Consider the following 18,873-nt stretch of genomic DNA (forward strand, 5'->3'; position numbering starts at 1 on the left):
ATTTGCCGGGCGCAGGGCGGGCGGGTCAGCTATGTCAAACCCCACGGCGCGATGTACAACGACATGATGGCCAACCCGGCCCAATTGCGTGCAGTTTGGTAAGCAGTTCGACGTGACCCGTGAGCGGATTCGTCAGATCGAAGCCAAGGCACTGCGCAAGCTGCGCCACCCGACGAGAAGCGAGCATTTGCGCTCCTTCCTCGACGAGTAATAACAAAACCCCCGGCCCAGGCCGGGGGTTTTGCTTCATGCAGATTAAATCCCTCGCAATGCCCCCCTGCCGCATAGCCCGTCTACACTCGAAACATTCCCCCGTGCCATAACGAGACCGTTATGCCCAGACTGCCGACCGTGCTTTTTTTGCTGTCGCTGATGACCTGGACCGCAACGGCTGGCGCGCTGACTCTGACCGACGAAGAACGTAGCTGGCTGGCGGCTCACCCGGACCTGCGCCTGGGTGTCGATGCGTCGTGGCCGCCGTTTGAGTTTCGTGACGAGCAGGGCCGTTATCAGGGCCTGGCTGCGGACTACATCAACGTCATCCGCCAACGACTGAACATCAAGCTCACGCCGATTGAGCCGGTCAGCTGGACCGTGGTGCTGGAGCAGGTCAAGGCCGGCAAACTGGACCTGTTGCCCGGCATCATGTCGACGCCGGAACGCCAGACTTACCTGTCATTCACCCGACCGTATCTGGATTTTCCGATTGTCATCCTCGCCCATGTCGGCGGCGCTCAACCGCGCAAACTTGAAGACCTGTACGGGCTGAAGATTGCCGTCGTGGACAACTACGCCCCCCATGAACTGTTACGCACCCACCATCCCGACCTCAATCTGGTGGCGATGCCCAATGTCAGTTCGGCCTTGCAGGCGCTGGCCACCGATGAAGTGGATGCCGTGGTCGGCGATCTCGCCTCCAGCGTCTGGAGCCTGCGCCAGCTCAAGCTCGACGGGCTCTACGTCAGCGGCGAAACGCCCTATCGCTATCAGTTGGCAATGGCCGTGCCGCCCAACAACAAGCTTCTGGTCGGCATTCTGGACAAAGTCCTGGCGGACATGACCCCCAGTGAAATCAGCGCCATTCAGGAACACTGGGTCGGCAATGTACTGGACCGCCGAACCTTCTGGTCAGACCTGCTGGTGTACGGCCTGCCGGGACTGCTGTTTTTGATCATCGTGCTGGCCATCGTGATTCGGATAAATCGTCGGCTGAGCTCGGAAATTACCCGTCGAGTCGACCTCGAACAGGAACTGCGCAGCAGCGAATACCATTATCGCGGGCTGGTCGAGAGTCTTTCCGCTATCGCCTGGGAAGCGCGGATCAGCGATTTCACCTACAGCTACGTGTCGCCCCACGCCGAAGAACTGCTCGGTTATCCGCTGTCCCATTGGCTGATTCCAGGCTTCTGGCGCAACATCATTCACCCTGCGGACCTTACCCGGGCGCAGTCCTTCTGCGACCACGAAGTGCTCGCCGGGCGTGATCACAGCGTCGATTACCGAGTGATCACCGCCGATGGCCGCTGCCTGTGGGTGCGCGACATCGTCAGCCTGATCGAGCATGGCCATGAACCGGTCATGCGCGGCCTGATGATCGATATCAGTGACGCCAAGCGCACTGAAGAGGCATTGAGCCTGTCCGAGCAAAAATTCGCCTCGGTCTTCCAGCAATGCCCGGACATTCTGGTGATCGCGCGGCTGTCCGACGGCTGCCTGCTGGAAGTGAACAAAGCGTTCGAGGAACAAATTGGCCTCACAGGCGAAGAAGTCATTGGCCATACCGCCACCGACCTCAACATCTGGGGCATTCCCGGCGTCGGGCCGGGCCTGTTGCAGCGCTTGCAGGCCGGCAGCATCCGCAACCTGGAGATGCCCTTTCGCCGCAACAATGGCCAGGTGTTTACCGGCCTGATCTCCGCCGAGCCTTTCGACCTGGACACCACCCCCGCGTTGGTCGTGGTGGTGCGCGATATCAGTCAGCTCAAGGAAACCCAGCAACAGCTGCAAACGTCCGAAGAGAAATTTGCCAAGGCGTTCCATGCCTCCCCCGACGGCTTGTTGCTGTCACGCCAGAGCGACGGTCTGCTGATGGAGGTCAACGAAGGCTTCAGCCGCATCACCGGGTTCAACAGCGCGATGTCGGTGGATCGCTCGGCACTGGAGCTGGGCATCTGGGTCAACCTCAACGAGCGCAAACAGATGCTCGACTTGCTGCACCGGGACGGCTTTGTCCGTGACTTCAGCTGTCACATTCGCCGCAGCGACGGGCAAATTCGACTGTGCGAGGTGTCCAGCCGACCGCTGCCAATCGGCGACGAAGACTGCATGTTGACCATCGCCCGGGACATCACCGAACGGCACCTGATGCAGGAAAAACTGCAACAGGCCGCGACGGTGTTCGAGAGCACCGCCGAGGGCGTGTTGATCACCGACACCCAACAGCACATCAGCGCCGTCAACCGTGCGTTTACCGAAATCACTGGTTACAGCGAAAGCGAAGCCCTGGGCCACACCCCTCGCCTGCTCGCCTCGGGCCTGCATGACAGCGCATTTTATGCGGCGATGTGGCATCAACTGACGGCCGAAGGTCATTGGCAGGGCGAGATTTCCAACCGGCGCAAAAACGGCGAGCTCTACCCGAGTTGGCTGACCATCAGTGCGGTGCGCAATCGGGACCGGTTCATCACCCATTTCGTGGCGGTGTTCGCCGACATTTCCAGCCTCAAACACGCGCAAGCCAAACTTGATTACCAGGCGCACCACGACCCGCTGACGGGTTTGCCCAACCGGACGCTGTTCGAAAGCCGACTGCAAACCGCACTCAACACCCAGCAGGAAAACGGTGGCCAGGGCGCGGTGCTGTTCCTCGACCTGGACCGTTTCAAACACATCAACGATAGCCTCGGTCACCCGGTCGGCGACTTGCTGCTCAAGGGCATTGCCGTACGCCTCAAGGAGCAATTGCGCGATATCGATACCGTCGCGCGCTTGGGCGGCGATGAATTCATCATCTTGCTGCCGGGCCTGCAACAGAACAGCGATGCCGACAACATCGCGACCAAGCTGCTGAACTGTTTCGCCGCACCGTTCCAGGCCGGCGAGCATGAGTTTTTCATCAGCGCCAGCATCGGCACCAGCCTGTATCCCAAGGACGGCTGCGACGTCGCCACCCTGGTCAAGAATGCCGACGCGGCGATGTATCGCTCCAAAGCCAAGGGCCGCAACCGGGTGGAAAGCTACACCCGCGACCTCACCGCCCAGGCGAGTGAACGCGTGGCCCTGGAGCACGAATTGCGACGTGCCATCGAGCGCAATGAATTCCTGTTGTTCTACCAGCCGAAAATCAGCCTGCAAGACCATCGCCTGGTGGGCGCCGAAGCGTTGATTCGCTGGCGTCACCCGACCTTTGGCGACGTGCCGCCAGAGCACTTCATACCGCTGGCCGAAGAAAACGGCATGATCCTGCAAATCGGCGACTGGGTGCTCGAAACGGCCTGCCGGCAAATGTCCGAGTGGAACCAGATGTACGAAAGCCTGGGCCCGCTGTCGGTCAACCTCGCCGGGGCCCAATTGCGCCAGCCAAACCTGCTCGGGCGCATCGAACAACTGCTCAAGGAAAACGGCCTCAGACCCGATTTCCTGCAACTGGAAATTACCGAAAACTTCATCATGAGCCAGGCCGAGGAGGCGTTGGCGGTACTGCATCAACTCAAAAACCTCGGCGTGCAACTGGCGATTGATGATTTCGGCACCGGCTACTCGTCCCTCAGTTACCTCAAGCGCCTGCCATTGGACATTCTCAAGATCGACCAGTCTTTCGTCCGTGGCCTGCCGGACGATCCTCACGATGCGGCGATTGTGAGGGCGATCATCGCGCTGGGGCGCAGCATGCAATTCACCGTCATCGCCGAAGGTGTCGAAACCCTCGCGCAACAGGAATTCCTGGCCAACGAAGGCTGCGAACAAATCCAGGGCTACATCGTCAGCCTGCCGTTGCCAGCGGAAGAATTCGCCGCAACGTTTCTGCGTATTGCCGTATCGGATTTTTCGGATAGCACAGCCGAGAAACCGCCGCTATAATCCGCGACCTACTGAGGGCCTATAGCTCAGTTGGTTAGAGCAGAGGACTCATAATCCTTTGGTCCACGGTTCAAGTCCGTGTGGGCCCACCATATGAATCAAGGCCTGCAGCTTTGCTGCAGGTTTTGACGCCCCAATCAGATGTTCCCGAGGTACAGTTTCGGTACAGTCCGTACCGATCTTCCCTCGGAGAACGTATGGCAACCCACGTAAAAACCCCTTCAGGAACATGGAAAGCAGTCATTCGTAAAAATGGCTGGCCGACTACTTCTAAGACTTTCCGCACAAAACGCGATGCTGAAGACTGGGCAAGACGCACCGAAGACGAAATGGTCAGAGGCGTTTACATCCAGCGCAGTGGTTCAGAACGGATGACGCTTGAATCTGCCCTGAAGCGTTATCTGAGCGATGTAACTCCCACCAAAAAACCTACCACTCAGCGTGGCGAAGTTTCCAAAGCCAAAAAGCTCGTTGAGCACCTAGGAAAATATTCCCTCGCAGCGCTATCAGCTGAAATCATCGCCGGATTTCGTGATAAGCGCCTGAGCGAATCCGGCCATAAGGGAAACATCAGCAACAACACCGTACGCCTGGAGCTAGCGCTGCTCAGTCATCTTTTCACTGTCGCAATTCAAGAGTGGGGAGTAGGCCTCACATTCAACCCCGTGCTCAACATTCGTAAGCCGAGCCCTGGTGAAGGTCGAGATCGCAGGCTGTCATCTGATGAAGAGCTCCGACTGATCAATGCTGTGAACGCTCACAGCAATCCAATGCTGGGATGGATTGTGCGTATCGCTCTGGAGACCGGCATGAGGGCTGCTGAGATTTCGACCTTACGGCGACACCAAGTCGACTTAGAAAAACGAGTCTTGAGGCTCAGAGATACGAAAAATGACTCGGCTAGAACCGTGCCCCTGAACCGATTCGCCACAGAAGCTATTAAGTCTGCAATGAACAACCCCATTCGCCCCATCGATTGTGACTTGGTCTTCTTCGGCGAGCCTGGTCGAGACAAAAAGCGTCGCCCATATGCATTCACAAAGGTTTGGGGGACCCTGAAAACGAAATTGAGAATGCGGGACTTCCGTTTTCATGACCTGCGGCACGAAGCTGTAAGTCGGCTAGTTGAAGCGGGGTTGTCGGACCAAGAGGTTTCCGCGATCAGCGGCCATAAGTCGATGCAGATGCTCAAGCGCTACACCCATCTTCGTGCAGAGGACCTCGTAGAACGCTTAGATCGCTTGCAGATAGGTCGAGCCTAGGCGAGTTTGTGCATGCACAAACTCGATCTGACCAAATATATTTTAGTCGACGTGGAGAAATGGTCGTTTTTTGGGGGGGTAGGTAGGGACTGTTAGTAGTACAACCATTGATGGAGCTCACTATGAAACAGTTCAACCCCTCGCAAAATCCAGAACCGTCGGAGTCTGTAGCAAAATTCGAGCGCGAACTCACGGCTCGCTTCGGTCCCCTCCTTACTGCGGTACACCTTGCAGAAATGCTCCACCGCAGCGAACAGGGCTTGCGGTGGAGCCTCACTCAGCCAGGCCAATTCGCTGACACGATCAACGCTACACGCGTCAGAATCGGCCGCCGCAACTATTATCGCGCCGCGGATCTTGCACTGTTATTGGCAGGCGAGGTGGCCGTATGACCTCTATCTTGAGACTGGGTGAAATCCATCCTGCAATTGAAGGAAAACTCACTCCCCAGCTTTGGAGTGCGGAGCTCGCGTCTGCTGCATCCATTACGCCGAAGCCCATCAGTTGGCTGTGGCCCCAATGGCTAGCGAAAGGAAAACTCACTGTTTTGGCCGGGGCCGGCGGATCAGGCAAAACAACTCTGGCTATTGGGCTAATCAGCTGCTTGACGAGGGGGGGATATTGGCCTGACGGTAGTCGTTGTGACGAGTACGGTAATGCGTTGATATGGAGCAGCGAAGACGACCACGCAGACACCCTTGTCCCTCGGCTAATAGCAGCAGGTGCAGATTTGACACGCGTTCATTTCATCAATGGCCGGATCAGCGCCGTTGGCGAGCGGGATACGTTCGATCCCGCGACTAACTTTGATCTCCTGCGCGAAGCTTCAGCGCGTATTGGAGGGGTATCACTGCTTTTGCTCGATCCAATGGTTAGTTTGGTACGTGGGGACATGCATAAAGCCAACGATGTTCGGCGTTCATTACAGGTGGTGGTAGATTTTGCAGAAGCCCATAGTTGCGCCGTGCTGGGAATCACCCACTTCAGCAAGGGCAGCGGTGCATCCTCTCCAGCCGACCGAGTGATAGGCAGCCAGGCGTTTAGCGCGCTGGCCCGGACCGTCCTTGTTGCAGCCAAATCCGCAGACTCCGATATCAGGATTCTGGCTCGCGCAAAATCAAATATCAGCGACGACCAGGGTGGAGTCAGATACATCATCGAGACTTGCACCGTGACGAACGATATCGAAACCACCCGTGTGGTCTGGGGAGAATTAGTCGAGGGTAGTGCTGGTGAGATATTGGCAGAAGTGGAGTGCTCGGATGGTGATGCTGGATCAGATGACGACCCTAGCGGAGCGTTGCAACGAATACTCAGGGATGGGCCGATCACCGGTAAAGAGGTTAAAAGATTGATGGCGGAGAACGGATACTCCACAAAGCAAACGCGTAGTGCTCGTGAACGACTTGGCGTGATTGCCAGCCGCGAAGGTTTTGGCAAGGACATGACAACTTATTGGTCTATGCCGTAAAAGTATTTATCAAAATCACTATTCGTGCCCTGGAAAACACAGTCATGCCCAAAGGAATGGTAGGCACCAATGGGGATATGGGCACGAATGATGAGCACCCACTTGACGTTTGGGACTCGGTGCCATCGTACAACTAAATGTTGTGCCGGACTCACTCGAAAAAATCCCGCCAGTTGACGGGATTTTTGTGCGCATTATACGAAGCCCATTGTTCAGGTACGGCAAGTCAGAATCTGAATATCCGTCTGCGTTCTAATCACTTTACCTCCCAACCTGCACTACTGAGCTTCAAGGTCGTTCGTGCTTGCTGGGATCCTGCGCCCATCTTGCGCATCTCAGGGTAATAGAGCGGCAAGCCAGAGGTGATAATCCATGTCATTGGTCGCACGTCATATTTGTACGTAACGACAGCCTCCCTATAGTCGCCGTTGTTCATTGGTCCATCCCATTTGACGACCTCCGTAAGCTCCTTTCTCCCCCAGCAGATATCTGGTCCGTTCATGAATGGCCTAGCCTTCTCACTCGGCGTATAGCGAGAGACGGGCATTCTCCAACCAGACGTTCCTATCGACGTTTCTTCGACATTTACCAAACCATCTATCGTCAAATTGGCAATCGTCATCGCCCTCAGCGATCTTGATTTGAACTCCAAGATTGTTACGTCGATGGGCCAACTTTTTATGCCGAGGCATAAACCTCCTGTCGCTTCTAATCCCTTGGATATGGCCTTTTTAAAATCGGATTTGTAGTTGTCGCAGCTTGCGAGAGCAAGCATGGAAACAGTCAGCACGGCGATATGCTTTTTCATAGCGTCCCTGTCATGTCAGGTTCTTTGAGGTGCAGCGACACCAAGGCAAAAAAGCCATCATTGATGTCGATGAATCCAAAACACGGCATTTCCCACTCAAGGAGCAGCGTTAGTGCCGTCCTGAACCAGTCATGCTTCGCAGAATAGCGATGCGCTGCCGATCACTAATCCCCTGCATCGTATTGAGCCTGATCGCGATCAACTCGGCTTCGACAAACGACCCGAGAGGTGGATGGTTAAGAGGAATAGTGCCAGGGAAACCATGACCTATCGCGACTAGGACGGGAGTATCCGTGTGCCCCACCGCGACATGTGCCATCGCACCGAGGCGGTTCAGTTGAGCGTCGAGTTCGAACACCAGGTCGCTGGAAATAGTGGGGGAGTAAGTGAACATACAAGCTCTCCTAATTATGGTGAGCCTGTAGCTTCGGACCGGTTCAGCTGTGTCACCAGCCTCATCCAAGTAACAACGGCAGCAACCGCGTACCGGCATAGCCTGCTAGAACAACCACATTGAAAAAAGCAGCTTCGACCTTCCATGCAGGCCACCCGCTGAGCACGCCGACATAGAGAAAAGACGTCGCCCCGTTCAGCAGCAAGAACGACGCCACTTGGGCACTGAGCAGCATATCGAGCGGGTTGCTTCCTACCTTGGCCATTGGGAGCCAAGCACCTCCGGCGGTAAGGGCAAATACGAAGCCACAAATAGCCAAGACAAAAAAGCGCCAGGGTGCCAGCCCCAAGCCAAATATATGGATCTTTTGAGTCACGGATCATCTCCAGCTGTTTGGGGAGATGCCATCGTTTATCTGAATGCGGTGTGTCACCAGCGCGATCTTTTGGCGACTCGATTAATTGTGCGCCTTCACTGCCAATCAGCGCGAAGTGGTCAGGGGTAACCGAACCCCATAGGAATGCGTGAGCGGTTACGGCCAAAAGCACTCTCTTTTTTCGCGAAGCAAAAAAAGAGAGTGCGCGCAATCATCAGCACAAGACCATTATTTTTCAGGAATAGACCTACCTCACAGCATTGAAAACCACGATATGTAAAAATGATTCTGTCCGGTGAACACAATTTTTCGCACGTCTGATGAGCCGGTTACGGCGAAACCCGTTGGGTCACGTGCTAAGGGTTTGTCCTCTTCATCTGGGACCGCCGCCTGGTCAACCTCTCCACGCCATTCGTGGGTAGGACCTAGGTCATTCAGCCGCCCCCCTTGCCATTCAGGGGGGGCGGCGCTTACAGATCGAGGGTGTTTGTACCTCTGCCCCCGGCTCGTTGACTGCACTTCTTTCAATGGGTGAAACAAGGTGCCGAACCAACCATGAGATCTCTGTGGTCGGAAGGAAGTGTTAGTTGAGATCGAATGAAGCGCATAGCGCTTTCCGCCTGAGGTGTGGTCGGCCAGCGGAGGTCGTCGGTCGTGATGGGGGCCTACGGTGTCTGTCACACATGAACGCATCACGTAACGTCCAGGACGGTGGCAGTCATGGGGCGCACGTTGCGGAAACCTGCGATACAGCATTGAAGGCTATAGCGCGCGGAATGGGTAAGGCAGAGGGTTGTTTGAGCTTGCTCGCACCTCAACCTATACCCACTACTGTGCTGGCAATGGCCATCGATGCACACCAGCCTAGCCGGCTGGCCGGAACCGCTCAGCGGTTGTCCGCCCTTTAGGGTGCTTTTAGATGCGAGAAATCGTGTTTATCGGCAGCAAGTACGCTTTCAAGTACGCCAAAACCGCGCACACATCATGAGGTAACCCATGGCTGGCTGGAAATCGTCACTGGCGACCGTTCTCAAAGAACAAAACGGCATCAAAGCGACCGACGGCACCAAGGCGAGTTTTGAGACAATGGAGAAACGCGCTGCTATGTTGTTCAGCGCGTTCACCGATCTGCGGACGATGGGTTATAAACTCGACGATGTTCAGCAGCTCAAGGGCCGTCATGTTGAGGCCCTAACCAAGCACTGGCTAGAGAAGGGTTTGGCGGCCTCAACATTGCAAAACAACCTGTCGACGCTGCGCACGTTCTCTACCTGGATCGGAAAGGAGGGTATGGTCGAGGGCTCTGCGACCTACTTTCAGAATGGCGAAGCCGCGCGCAGCTCGATCAACACTTCCGATAAATCCTGGTCGGCCAACGGCGTCGACCTGCAGGCCAAGCTAGCCGAGCTTCGTCTTATCGATGAGCGAGTGGCACTGCAAATCGAGCTGCAAGCAACGTTTGGACTCCGGGTCAAAGAATCCGTGATGCTGCGACCGCATCTGGCCGACAAGGGAGCCTACCTGGCAATCAGCATCGGCACTAAGGGTGGGCGGGACAGAACCGTACCTATCGACAGCGAAAAAAAACGCGAACTGCTGGATCGAGCGAAAACATTCGCCGGCCGCCCTACAGCAAGCACCGCAGCTCCAGAGCTATCCCTAAAGCAGGCGCTGGGTCATTACAGCCGAGTACTCAGAAACGTTGGCATCACCAAGGCCACAGCCGGGGTCACTTCTCATGGATTGCGCCACAACTATGCCAACGATCGTTATCAACACTATGCCGGTGTAGATTCTCCCGTGCGCGGAGGTTCTCTAGCAGAGCTTAATCGAGAGTTGGATAGAACTGCACGGCTTGAGGTCTCGGAAGAACTCGGGCATTCCCGAGAGTCCGTTTCGACTCATTATTTGGGGCGTTAATACTATGACAGCGCCATAGAAAAACCATGATTAAATGGCACCTAGATATATGAAAATACTTACTTTCAGATACTCACCCACCTCGCCCTGATTACTTGACGAGCTGAAAACTCATAATCGAGCTTAAGATCTCTTCGCCATACTTACGGACAGCAGATTGATAAAAGCTCGGCTCTACATGTTTTGCAAATGCAAGCACTCCTTTCAATGAGTAAACCTCATCACTAGACATGCCACCGAGTGTGTATCTATATATCAGCGACCTGATATATCTTTTCTTATTGTGCCCCAAAGATATTTGGTCATCATTAGTGAGCACTAAACCTGTGACATGTCTATTTCTGCCCTTGGATGAAAACACTGTCTTTTCAGCATTTATCCTGAGAGTAGGGTAATCTATTTCTCGGCAAATCTTGGCCACCAAGTTTGGAAGCTCAAAAAGAACCCCTTGGGTATTTGTTGTAAAGGTAAGATCGTCAGCATACCGCGTATAACTTACCTCTAAACGAGTGCATTCCTCAAAAAGCCTGCAATCAAACTCATACATTAAAGTATTTGAAATAAACGGTGACGATGGAGCCCCTATGCTAAGTTTGTGCACTGGGTCTTTCTTTCTCGCCCAGAAGAAAAGCTTTTTAACCGCATAAGCATCTTCGCTTGATATTGCTCCCTTATGTTTTTTTATATGTGAAATAAGATCCGATGGCCCAATAGATGGGAAAAAATCGGAGAAATCCATTTTTAGAAGATATTTGCTGTTCAAATGCTCCCTTGCGTTTTCTCTAATACCTACTCCATCCCGATAAGCAGTTGCGCAATGGTGAATCGGCAAATCTACCAAGAAGCTCTCAAGGACCATGCGCTGCATGACTTTCAGCACGTCAGTAGGCTGAGCAATAATTCGAACGCCTCGTCCGCTCCTCTTCGGGATCGGGTAAACTTTATATCGATAAGGTGCTGTATTCACAAACCCTATTAGCTCTGCAGAGCTAATTAAAAGCTTACTTGAAAGGCTTGCCAATATATTCATATTTCTGCCCCTACAGCTGGGACAGAGGGAGTTGGAGTAGCCACAGCATATGCAGACTGAATGACATGCATCCTCTTTGATTCACCATCATTGGTAGCATAGAACTGTTGCGCTGCAATTTTTGCTCTAGTCTGATCAAACTTTCCAGCAAACTCGACTTTCACCGCATCAATTAGGGCATAGTAATAGTCTACGTGACCGCGTTTTGAGCTACCTATCAATTTAAACTTCCCAAGAAGAAATATAAGCCTCTTAAGCTTATCTCTTGAGACGCTTAGGCCTAAAGCCTCAAGATAGGCTTCAATCTCCAACAACTTTAATGCTCTAAACGTTTTTATGATCTCATAGACGACAAAAGAAACATGCCCTTCATTCTCTTTATTAAACGCTTCAGAGCCATCCTGCCCTGATACTGCGTTTAATATGTCTTCCCTCATCTCTTTTAAGGATGTAGAGAGGCTTCTTCTAAGATCATTTTGATCCCATGGGTAGGCACAAACGCTACTCTCTTTAATTCCCTGTAAATATCTTAGCGGTCCAAGTCGGACGAAAGAGCTCTCCTCGTAATGCTCCTGACTTACGAAGACAAGTATTTTATTTCTGAGCGCCCTATTTTTCACAAATAGTCCTAACTCAGCCAGTGCGCCTGCACTCTCAAGAATAATAATTATGAGTGATGAGATATGGGCAATATCGCTTTCAAAGGCTAGTAGATCCCTATATACAGAATCATGGATCCAGTCCTTGAAATCTTCCGCCAGGGTAATGCTTTCCGCTAAATGGCATTTAGCTGAGTGCAGATACTCAACAAGCGCGCCACGCACGGATAGCGGTTCAAACGATGTAATATCGACTTGGCCGCCGCACAGAAAAAGGATGGGTTGAGTAAGTACGATGCGAGAGTTTTCTAGCGAAACCTGAGCCAGAGACTCTAGCCTCTTGTCATCGAACTTCAATGTCACTGTCAGTGGTCCCAAATCCATGGCGCCAAATTGCGCCTCTAGGAGGTTCTCTTTACCAAAGATATAGCGGCGAAGGCTCGCGTGGGCTTTGCGAGGAGTGCGAGGTACGAGTGCGACGAGTGAAGCCCACGCGAGCCTTCGTCGCAACTAATACCAATCAATAAATTAGAGTCTGGCTATACACCGGACTAGAGCTTGCGCTCCAAAACGCGTAAAGAGGGGCGCATCATATGCTGCCGGCCATGCCCATTGTCAAGCTAGGTTATCGAGATCGTTGAACCGATCGAAACGAATGCCACGCAGAATAGAAAAGAAGCTTTGCCGGCGGCTTCGGGCGCTAGCGACGGTTGATGATTCCTAGGGGGTAAAATCTACATTCACGCCCTAAGGCTGGCTTCAGACTTCCTCTTGACGAGGCACTGCTAGGCCGCTTGAGGCATCGTATTCCCATTCAGCGAGGAATATGAACCGTCGTTCTTAGAACTAAAATCCGAAGCGTCCGAAGGGCTCAAAAAAGGCATCCACACCCTTGAGAACGCTAAGGCTGGAATAGTGATCGCCCAAATTTATGACCGATGGATGCCAAGCAATCAAAATTAAAGCCGATGCGGAAACGCTAAAGCATATGCGAGGTACGAATACCCAAACAGAACCCAATGCCAAATCGTAATAGCCAAGAGCCATAGCGCGATGCTAGATTTCGACAGCTCCGATCCAGGCTATCAGATCTGCATTTATCTGCTGCCACCTGTTTCATAATGGAGTTCAAACCACCTACGAAAGGACTTGGCAATGCTCCAGAGCGGTTATATTAATTTTTTTGAAGTTAATAAGTGTGGATTATACCGACTTTTTAATGAAACCCCAAAAGCTCTTGAGCTCGAAGAGACTATCGCTAAATTAAAAGATTGGAAGGAAGGGAGAAATTTTGAAGCAACAAATCCATGGGACCCCAAAAGGAATCGCAATAAGACGCCCTGCTTCTGCCACGAAATACATCATAACGAAAACACCGGAGACTTCCTGTTAGTCCTATGGAAGGGAGACTCTGATCGTCACGGCCCCCTTTATGGCATCACAATCAATCCCGACGGCTCCACTGAAAAAGCGATTAAACAGACTCAAACAAACAGCAAAAAGCCAATGGTCTGGGGCAGACCTAGTTATTACTGGGTCATTCCAGAACTTAACATTATCGCATCAATAAAATTCGAAAATTCAAGATGCGACTCAGCAATGTTTCAAGACTGGGTGACCGGCTGTATAAACTTAAGAGTAGACTTGCCCGACCACAAGAAAACACTCACCGAGAAAGGTTTCACAAGGATACAAATGCCAGATGGCGACGCCGACCAATATCGCTATTCTTTTCAGTTCGACTTATCGATGAAGTCTCTCTCTACTAGTTCAGCAGAAATGACCGAACTAACAAAAAGAGTAACTCATATAATCAGACGTGAAACTGTAACCATAAAAAATGTAGATAAACGCAAAGGATTTGCAAAATTCTTTCAGCGGTTTGAGGTGCCCTATATTTCTGCTGAAAATCAGTCTACTCGCAGAGTAGAACTGAAAATTGAAGCTAAACCTACAGTGGAAGAAATTAAACAAATTATTACTCAATATGCTTCTGACCATGAGGCAGGAACTTGGGAAGACGTCGGATTTAGTGTGGACAACACCACAAAAACAGTGTGGGCAAGCAAATACAGGCTGACTGAAAATATTTCGGTCGAGGATCATGGAGAACCAATCCTTACCGCGGAACGACTCTATGCTACAATTCTTGGTAATCGGGATAAATATTTAGATCCAATTCGAAAAGACCTAGAACTTGATTCTATAAAACAGGCGGCGGCCCATGCTTAAGATCCCTGTAATGGCAGTAGCGTCGATTATAATCGGAACGCTGGCCTTCCATTACAACCTAAAATTCTCTTACGCAGACTTCAAGGACTACTGCACGGCTCTTCTTGCCCTATCAGGCATGGTATTCACTATAATGGGAATATGGATTGCGTTTATATACCCAAACGCAATTAAGCGGCTTCAGGATCCTGACAAGATAAAAATTGCTGACTTCACCAGCACAATGGAAGATACCCGCCGATTAGAAAGCATAGTTGGCAGCGTAATGGAATCCGGTTTCGTAGCTGCAGGGGTAACTGGCCTTTTCCTTCTTAAACTATTAGTGACAGGGCTTCCGTTTTATACGGACTCGATGCTTATATTTAAGTCCGCGGCGATTGGCATCGTTATTTTTCTGACCCTAATTCAAGGATCCTCTGTGTTCAGCGTGATTTACGCTAACTATCTTTTTATTGGAGATCTTCATACGAGACGTGAGACCCAAGAAAGAAATAACGACTTCTAACTTAACGAAAGAAAATCGGAGCCTAGACTCTGGAAGCAAAGTTTTACCTAGCTTAGACGGGGGGTTCCCCCGTCTTCGGAATTGATACGCCCGGTGAATCGAAAGGTGCCGGCGAACCCAGGCAGTCACGTCCTGGGTTGGGTCTACTACCTTGATACTATCAACGAAGTGCTGAAGTACATCTGACAGCAACAAGGTTAGAGACGAAGGTACAGCACCGGTACAGTGCTCAGCTCTGGCCGCCTAGCGAAAACTGTCCAAACCTATGTGTTATCAACTGGTTAAGACTGTTGTACGCGCCCCCTACCTAGCCTAGACTTTACTTACCTCGGTGCATCAGTCGGCGACTCATAATCCTTTGGTCCACGGTTCAAGTCCGTGTGGGCCCACCAAATTGAAAGCCGCGCAATGCGCGGCTTTCGCGTTTCCGGGCGGTCGCCACAGATACAGTCCCGGGGTCACTTCTTGCCTCAACCGACCGTCAACAGCAACTACGGCGCTCGTCAGTCTACGAAACCTGGGACGATTCATGCTCCTGCAATAGCTTAGCCATCGCAGTATTATCCTTGGCGTTAGGGCGGGATTCACTGTTGCAGACATCTTCCCGGTAATAACCAATGGCAGAGTCCACTCTTCCTTCGAGAGATTCTATATTTCCGGCCAGTGCCCTATAGAAACCTTTCATATAGCCCCCGTCATCACTTTTCTCGCCGAGCGCTAAAATTTTCAAGTTATACCAACCATGACTATCCGTTAGCGAAAATACAGACTGGCCTTCATTTTCTTCGTTCATCGATAGCGTAATAACCTTGGTCGCCCCGCCGACAAGATAAAATAAATGCTCTTTAACATTATGATAAGTATTATCCATATCAACTTTAACGACTTGTGGGGTGCCTGATGTATTTTTTATTTCCAGGGCTAATGATTTTGGGTTGTTCTGTAAGGTCTCTTTAACTTCGATGTCATCGTCACCTCTTCCAGAAAAAAACCGATAGAACCCGTTATCGCCATAAATTGAATATTGATACCCGTCCGTTTTGTTTTTTATTTCAAAATCGACGACAAGAGCACGTTTGGCCGAAACCGCAATATGGTGAGGGGTCTGAGTGTTCAGGCCGGGATCTTCGTAAGTAATGAACGTGGCGGCAAGATTTTCAAGGGAGTTTTTTTGGACTGTATAGTTGATTGACAAATTTGGACCGCTGGCGACACCCCATGCCGAACAATGGAAAGGCATCGCGCAGGCTATTGGAGCTACTGTTAAACGTTTTCCTTCATACGCAGAGAATTCGGGCAACGTATTATTCTTTGGAATTGATGTTTTTTTGATGGGCAATTCTGTTGGCAGAAGAGTGATAGCTTCATTAACAAGAGGTTTGCCTACTGCTCTTTGGGAAAAATCAAGGGTGGACACCAGGTTTCCACACGCGGCACGCCGCCATTCTGAAATGTTGTTGCATTTCACGGCAGATTCCTCGTGCCCCTTGGCAGTCAGCCAATCCTCCAAAAAACGAATAACGGAAGTATGATCAAACAGTTGTGAACTGATGCGACCTTCGCCATGGGAGTTACTGAGCGGCGAAATGACCAGCATAGGAACGCGCGGGCCAAGGCCAAGATAATTGTTGGGGTTTGTATTGGTATAACGTGCGTCGCTGGAAAAGTACTGTTCTTTGGTGTCATTTTCAACGTTGCTGTCCAGGTTGTGCTTTCCGGCTAAAGGAGGCAGAGGCGCCGGCACATGATCAAAGTAACCATCATTCTCATCGTAGGTAATGAATATGACTGTTTTGGCCCACACTTCCGGGGAGTCTGTTATCGCGGTTAACAGCCGCTCAGTGAACGCTTGACCAGCACTGGCGGAGTAGGGTGAGCTTGGGTGCTCGCAGTATTTCAATGGGGCCGTGACCCATGAAACCGCTGGAAATGTGGTTTTTCCATTTGAGTCTTTTGTTTCAAGGTCTCTTTTTATACTTTTCATCACTTCGTCGATAGAAATATCCGCTACTTTATTTCCATCTTTTGCACCATCGACTGTTGAATAATACTGATCGTAAGGGCTGTCTGATTTCCCTGTCTCGGCTGTGCTTCCAGCGTAGGTTCGCGCTTTCTTTATTTTTGATTCTATGGCTTTTAATTCGGCTGCTGATTTGTCTTTTTTTCCAGAGTTCCGAAAATTATCAAAGTACGCAAGCCCGTTATCACCGTAATGGTCCAGCCCTTGGTAACATTTCCAGGAAACATTGTTTCTCTCTAAAATATCGGCATAGGTTTCCCACTTCCAGCCACTTTCCTTGGAGTCTCTGTCAACGTCCGAGAATACGTTGGCTTCCCAGTCGTCGTTATAAACGATGTACATGCTTTGTTTATAGTCTATTGCTTGCTTGAGCCCGGCACCGGATGTACCACTCCACAAATAGCGTCTATTTATATTGGTACCCGCATACAGCGAGCAATGATAATTATCGCAAAGGGTAAAGTTCTGGGCCAAGGCGTAGTAAAAGGGAATATCGTCTTTATCTAAATAGCCGTGTGTGCCTTGTAAATCAGGGTCTCTATTGTCAAACCAGATATCCCAGTTTTTCCAGTCGGCGTTGTACGCCCAGTCGTGAACCAGCTTTATATTGGTGTAGGTATTTTCTTTATAGACATCTTTGAACTTGAAGGGCGCATAGTGAGTAGTCGGGTCGCTTTTTTTAGTTTGAAAAAATGCCGACTTTCCTGTTGGCAGCGGCGCTGGGCGCGGATCGAAAATACCCCTGCCTCCCGGAAGGGTGGCGAAATAGTGGTCATACGACCGGTTTTCTTGCATAAAAATCACAACGTGTTCTATGCCCGCCAGCGACGTAGGGAGTTCAGTGGGGTCAATGCTGGCAAGCGCATTACGAATACTCGCAGGCAGGCCAACGAAAGACCCGGCGGCCAAGGCCGTTGTGGCACTGGCTTTTAGAAAGTTACGTCGATTAATAGGGAGCATGCGGACACCTCGTGATTAAGTGCATGGGTGACCCTGACGGCAATCAGATAGTTAGATCATTCTGCTTTCGACTAAAAGATACCAATTTGCGACAAAATGAAGCTCGATGCTCACTACGCTCAACAGCATAAACTTGGAACCCTCCAACTATGCCAACTTACGTCCACCTACGAATGATTTCTCCAGGCGCACCCGGTCGCCCGGCAATTCATAATCCTTTGGTCCTCGGTTCAAGTTCGTGCGCTAATACGCGGCTTTTTCGTGCCTGGCGTTCGGCTTTCCAAGCCCTCTTTCAGTCAGAGGCAGTTCAATCGCTGTAACATGCCCCACACTTGATGCCAGTTGCCGGAGAGCACCTTTGCCTGACACTCGCCCACCCGTTCTTGACGAAATCGACCGCCAATTGATTGCGGCCCTGCAGCTCAATGCCCGCGAAAGCGTGGCCATGCTTGCCCGGCAATTGGGCATCGCCCGGACCACCGTGACCTCGCGGCTGGCGCGGCTGGAGAAAGCCAAAGTCATCACCGGTTACGGCGTGCGTTTGGGTCAGCGCGTGGTCGATGGTGGATTGCAGGCGTATGTCGGGATCACCGTGCAACCGCGTTCCGGCAAGGAAGTGTTGCGTCGGCTCAGTGCCATGGCCCAGGTGCAGCAGTTGTGTGCGGTCAGTGGCGAATTCGATTATGTGGCATGGTTGCGTACGGAGTCCCCGGAGCAACTGGATCAGTTGCTGGATCAAATTGGCAGCGTGGACGGGGTGGAGAAGACGACGACGTCGATCATCCTCAGCAGCAAGATTGATCGGGGGCAGCCGGTTTAGACAGTGTCCAGCGTGGGAGCGGGCTTGCTCGCGAATGCGCTGGGGCAGCCAACAGCAATGGTGACTGATACTTCCTCTTCGCGAGCAAGCCCGCGTCCCACACTGGTAAATATGCAGTGATTGATCGTCATATTGATCAGCAAGTTGGCAAAACGACGACACTTTGCGTCTTATTAACGTGTTCTATGCTCTCTAGAATGGCTGCCATCTTTTCCTATACTCAGATGCGCATTTCGCGTCGGGTCGCCAGCAAGGTCAGCCATGAACAAGAACAATCGCCATCCTGCAGACGGTAAAAAACCAGTCACCATTTTCGGCCCGGACTTTCCATTCGCGTTCGACGACTGGATCGAACACCCGGCTGGCCTGGGCAGCATTCCCGAGCACAATCATGGC

The 18,873-nt window shown here is 51.7% G+C and carries 14 protein-coding genes, 1 tRNA gene and 2 pseudogenes; 11 read left to right on the plus strand and 6 right to left on the minus strand.

Going from position 1 to position 18,873, the window contains the following annotated elements; translation table 11 throughout:
* The 7 genes and pseudogenes from ACQKP4_RS25310 to ACQKP4_RS25340 all read left to right on the plus strand — a co-directional run.
* Positions 1–96: pseudogene (locus tag ACQKP4_RS25310) on the plus strand (LamB/YcsF family protein); the annotation flags it as partial.
* Positions 92–211, plus strand: a pseudogene (locus tag ACQKP4_RS25315) (sigma factor-like helix-turn-helix DNA-binding protein); the annotation flags it as partial. The pseudogenes ACQKP4_RS25310 and ACQKP4_RS25315, both read left to right, overlap by 5 nt.
* Positions 212–333: 122 nt before the next feature.
* A complete protein-coding gene (locus ACQKP4_RS25320) occupies positions 334–4,080 on the plus strand; it encodes an EAL domain-containing protein (protein ID WP_427636610.1) in 3,747 nt (1,248 codons plus the stop codon).
* Between the two features lie 15 nt (positions 4,081–4,095).
* A tRNA-Ile gene (locus ACQKP4_RS25325) sits at positions 4,096–4,172 on the plus strand.
* Between the two features lie 105 nt (positions 4,173–4,277).
* Positions 4,278–5,342, plus strand: a complete 1,065-nt coding sequence (locus ACQKP4_RS25330; protein ID WP_427636611.1) for a site-specific integrase — start codon at positions 4,278–4,280, stop codon at positions 5,340–5,342.
* Positions 5,343–5,464: 122 nt separating this feature from the next.
* Positions 5,465–5,734: a hypothetical protein gene (locus tag ACQKP4_RS25335; RefSeq protein WP_427636613.1), complete on the plus strand. Its 270-nt coding sequence runs from the start codon at positions 5,465–5,467 to the stop codon at positions 5,732–5,734.
* Entirely contained in the window at positions 5,731–6,813 is a 1,083-nt protein-coding gene (locus tag ACQKP4_RS25340) for an AAA family ATPase (RefSeq protein ID WP_427636614.1), read from the plus strand. The genes ACQKP4_RS25335 and ACQKP4_RS25340 overlap by 4 nt, the downstream gene beginning before the upstream one ends.
* Positions 6,814–7,069: 256 nt before the next feature.
* Here ACQKP4_RS25340 and ACQKP4_RS25345 read toward each other — a convergent pair whose 3' ends face one another.
* The 3 genes from ACQKP4_RS25345 to ACQKP4_RS25355 all read right to left on the minus strand — a co-directional run bounded on the left by ACQKP4_RS25345 (position 7,070) and on the right by ACQKP4_RS25355 (position 8,391).
* Positions 7,070–7,621, minus strand: a complete 552-nt coding sequence (locus tag ACQKP4_RS25345) for a hypothetical protein (RefSeq protein ID WP_427636616.1) — start codon at positions 7,619–7,621, stop codon at positions 7,070–7,072.
* Between the two features lie 109 nt (positions 7,622–7,730).
* On the minus strand, positions 7,731–8,015 hold the full coding sequence (locus ACQKP4_RS25350) for a hypothetical protein (RefSeq protein WP_427636617.1): 285 nt from the start codon (positions 8,013–8,015) through the stop codon (positions 7,731–7,733).
* 61 nt (positions 8,016–8,076) lie between these two features.
* Positions 8,077–8,391: a hypothetical protein gene (locus ACQKP4_RS25355; RefSeq protein ID WP_427636618.1), complete on the minus strand. Its 315-nt coding sequence runs from the start codon at positions 8,389–8,391 to the stop codon at positions 8,077–8,079.
* A 996-nt stretch (positions 8,392–9,387) separates the two neighbouring features.
* Here ACQKP4_RS25355 and ACQKP4_RS25360 point away from each other — a divergent pair.
* A complete protein-coding gene (locus tag ACQKP4_RS25360) occupies positions 9,388–10,311 on the plus strand; it encodes a phage integrase N-terminal domain-containing protein (RefSeq protein WP_427636620.1) in 924 nt (307 codons plus the stop codon).
* Positions 10,312–10,402: 91 nt separating this feature from the next.
* Here the strand turns inward: ACQKP4_RS25360 and ACQKP4_RS25365 are convergent, their stop codons facing one another.
* Together ACQKP4_RS25365 and ACQKP4_RS25370 are read right to left on the minus strand one after the other, a co-directional pair.
* The gene (locus ACQKP4_RS25365; RefSeq protein ID WP_427636621.1) at positions 10,403–11,341 is read right to left on the minus strand and encodes a retron St85 family RNA-directed DNA polymerase; all 939 of its coding nucleotides are present in this window, start codon (positions 11,339–11,341) and stop codon (positions 10,403–10,405) included.
* Positions 11,338–12,303 carry a retron St85 family effector protein gene (locus tag ACQKP4_RS25370; protein WP_427636623.1) on the minus strand — a complete coding sequence of 322 codons (966 nt, stop codon included), beginning with the start codon at positions 12,301–12,303 and terminating at the stop codon, positions 11,338–11,340. Before ACQKP4_RS25370 ends, ACQKP4_RS25365 begins: the two co-directional genes overlap by 4 nt.
* Before the next feature lie 792 nt (positions 12,304–13,095).
* Here ACQKP4_RS25370 and ACQKP4_RS25375 point away from each other — a divergent pair.
* Both ACQKP4_RS25375 and ACQKP4_RS25380 read left to right on the plus strand, forming a co-directional pair.
* Positions 13,096–14,172 (plus strand): hypothetical protein, encoded by a 1,077-nt coding sequence (locus ACQKP4_RS25375; protein ID WP_427636625.1) that lies wholly within the window; start codon positions 13,096–13,098, stop codon positions 14,170–14,172.
* A complete protein-coding gene (locus ACQKP4_RS25380; RefSeq protein ID WP_427636626.1) occupies positions 14,165–14,677 on the plus strand; it encodes a hypothetical protein in 513 nt (170 codons plus the stop codon). The genes ACQKP4_RS25375 and ACQKP4_RS25380 overlap by 8 nt, the downstream gene beginning before the upstream one ends.
* 508 nt (positions 14,678–15,185) lie before the next feature.
* On the opposite strand, the gene ACQKP4_RS25385 is transcribed toward ACQKP4_RS25380, so the two are convergent.
* On the minus strand, positions 15,186–17,657 hold the full coding sequence (locus tag ACQKP4_RS25385; RefSeq protein ID WP_427636627.1) for an alkaline phosphatase family protein: 2,472 nt from the start codon (positions 17,655–17,657) through the stop codon (positions 15,186–15,188).
* A gap of 358 nt (positions 17,658–18,015) precedes the next feature.
* Between ACQKP4_RS25385 and ACQKP4_RS25390 the strand changes: the two genes are divergently transcribed.
* Positions 18,016–18,477: an Lrp/AsnC family transcriptional regulator gene (locus tag ACQKP4_RS25390; RefSeq protein ID WP_427636629.1), complete on the plus strand. Its 462-nt coding sequence runs from the start codon at positions 18,016–18,018 to the stop codon at positions 18,475–18,477.
* The last annotated feature ends 396 nt before the right edge of the window (positions 18,478–18,873 follow it).

The organism is Pseudomonas sp. NPDC086278, assembly GCF_050280905.1.
In the GTDB taxonomy this organism is placed as follows: Bacteria; Pseudomonadota; Gammaproteobacteria; order Pseudomonadales; family Pseudomonadaceae; genus Aquipseudomonas.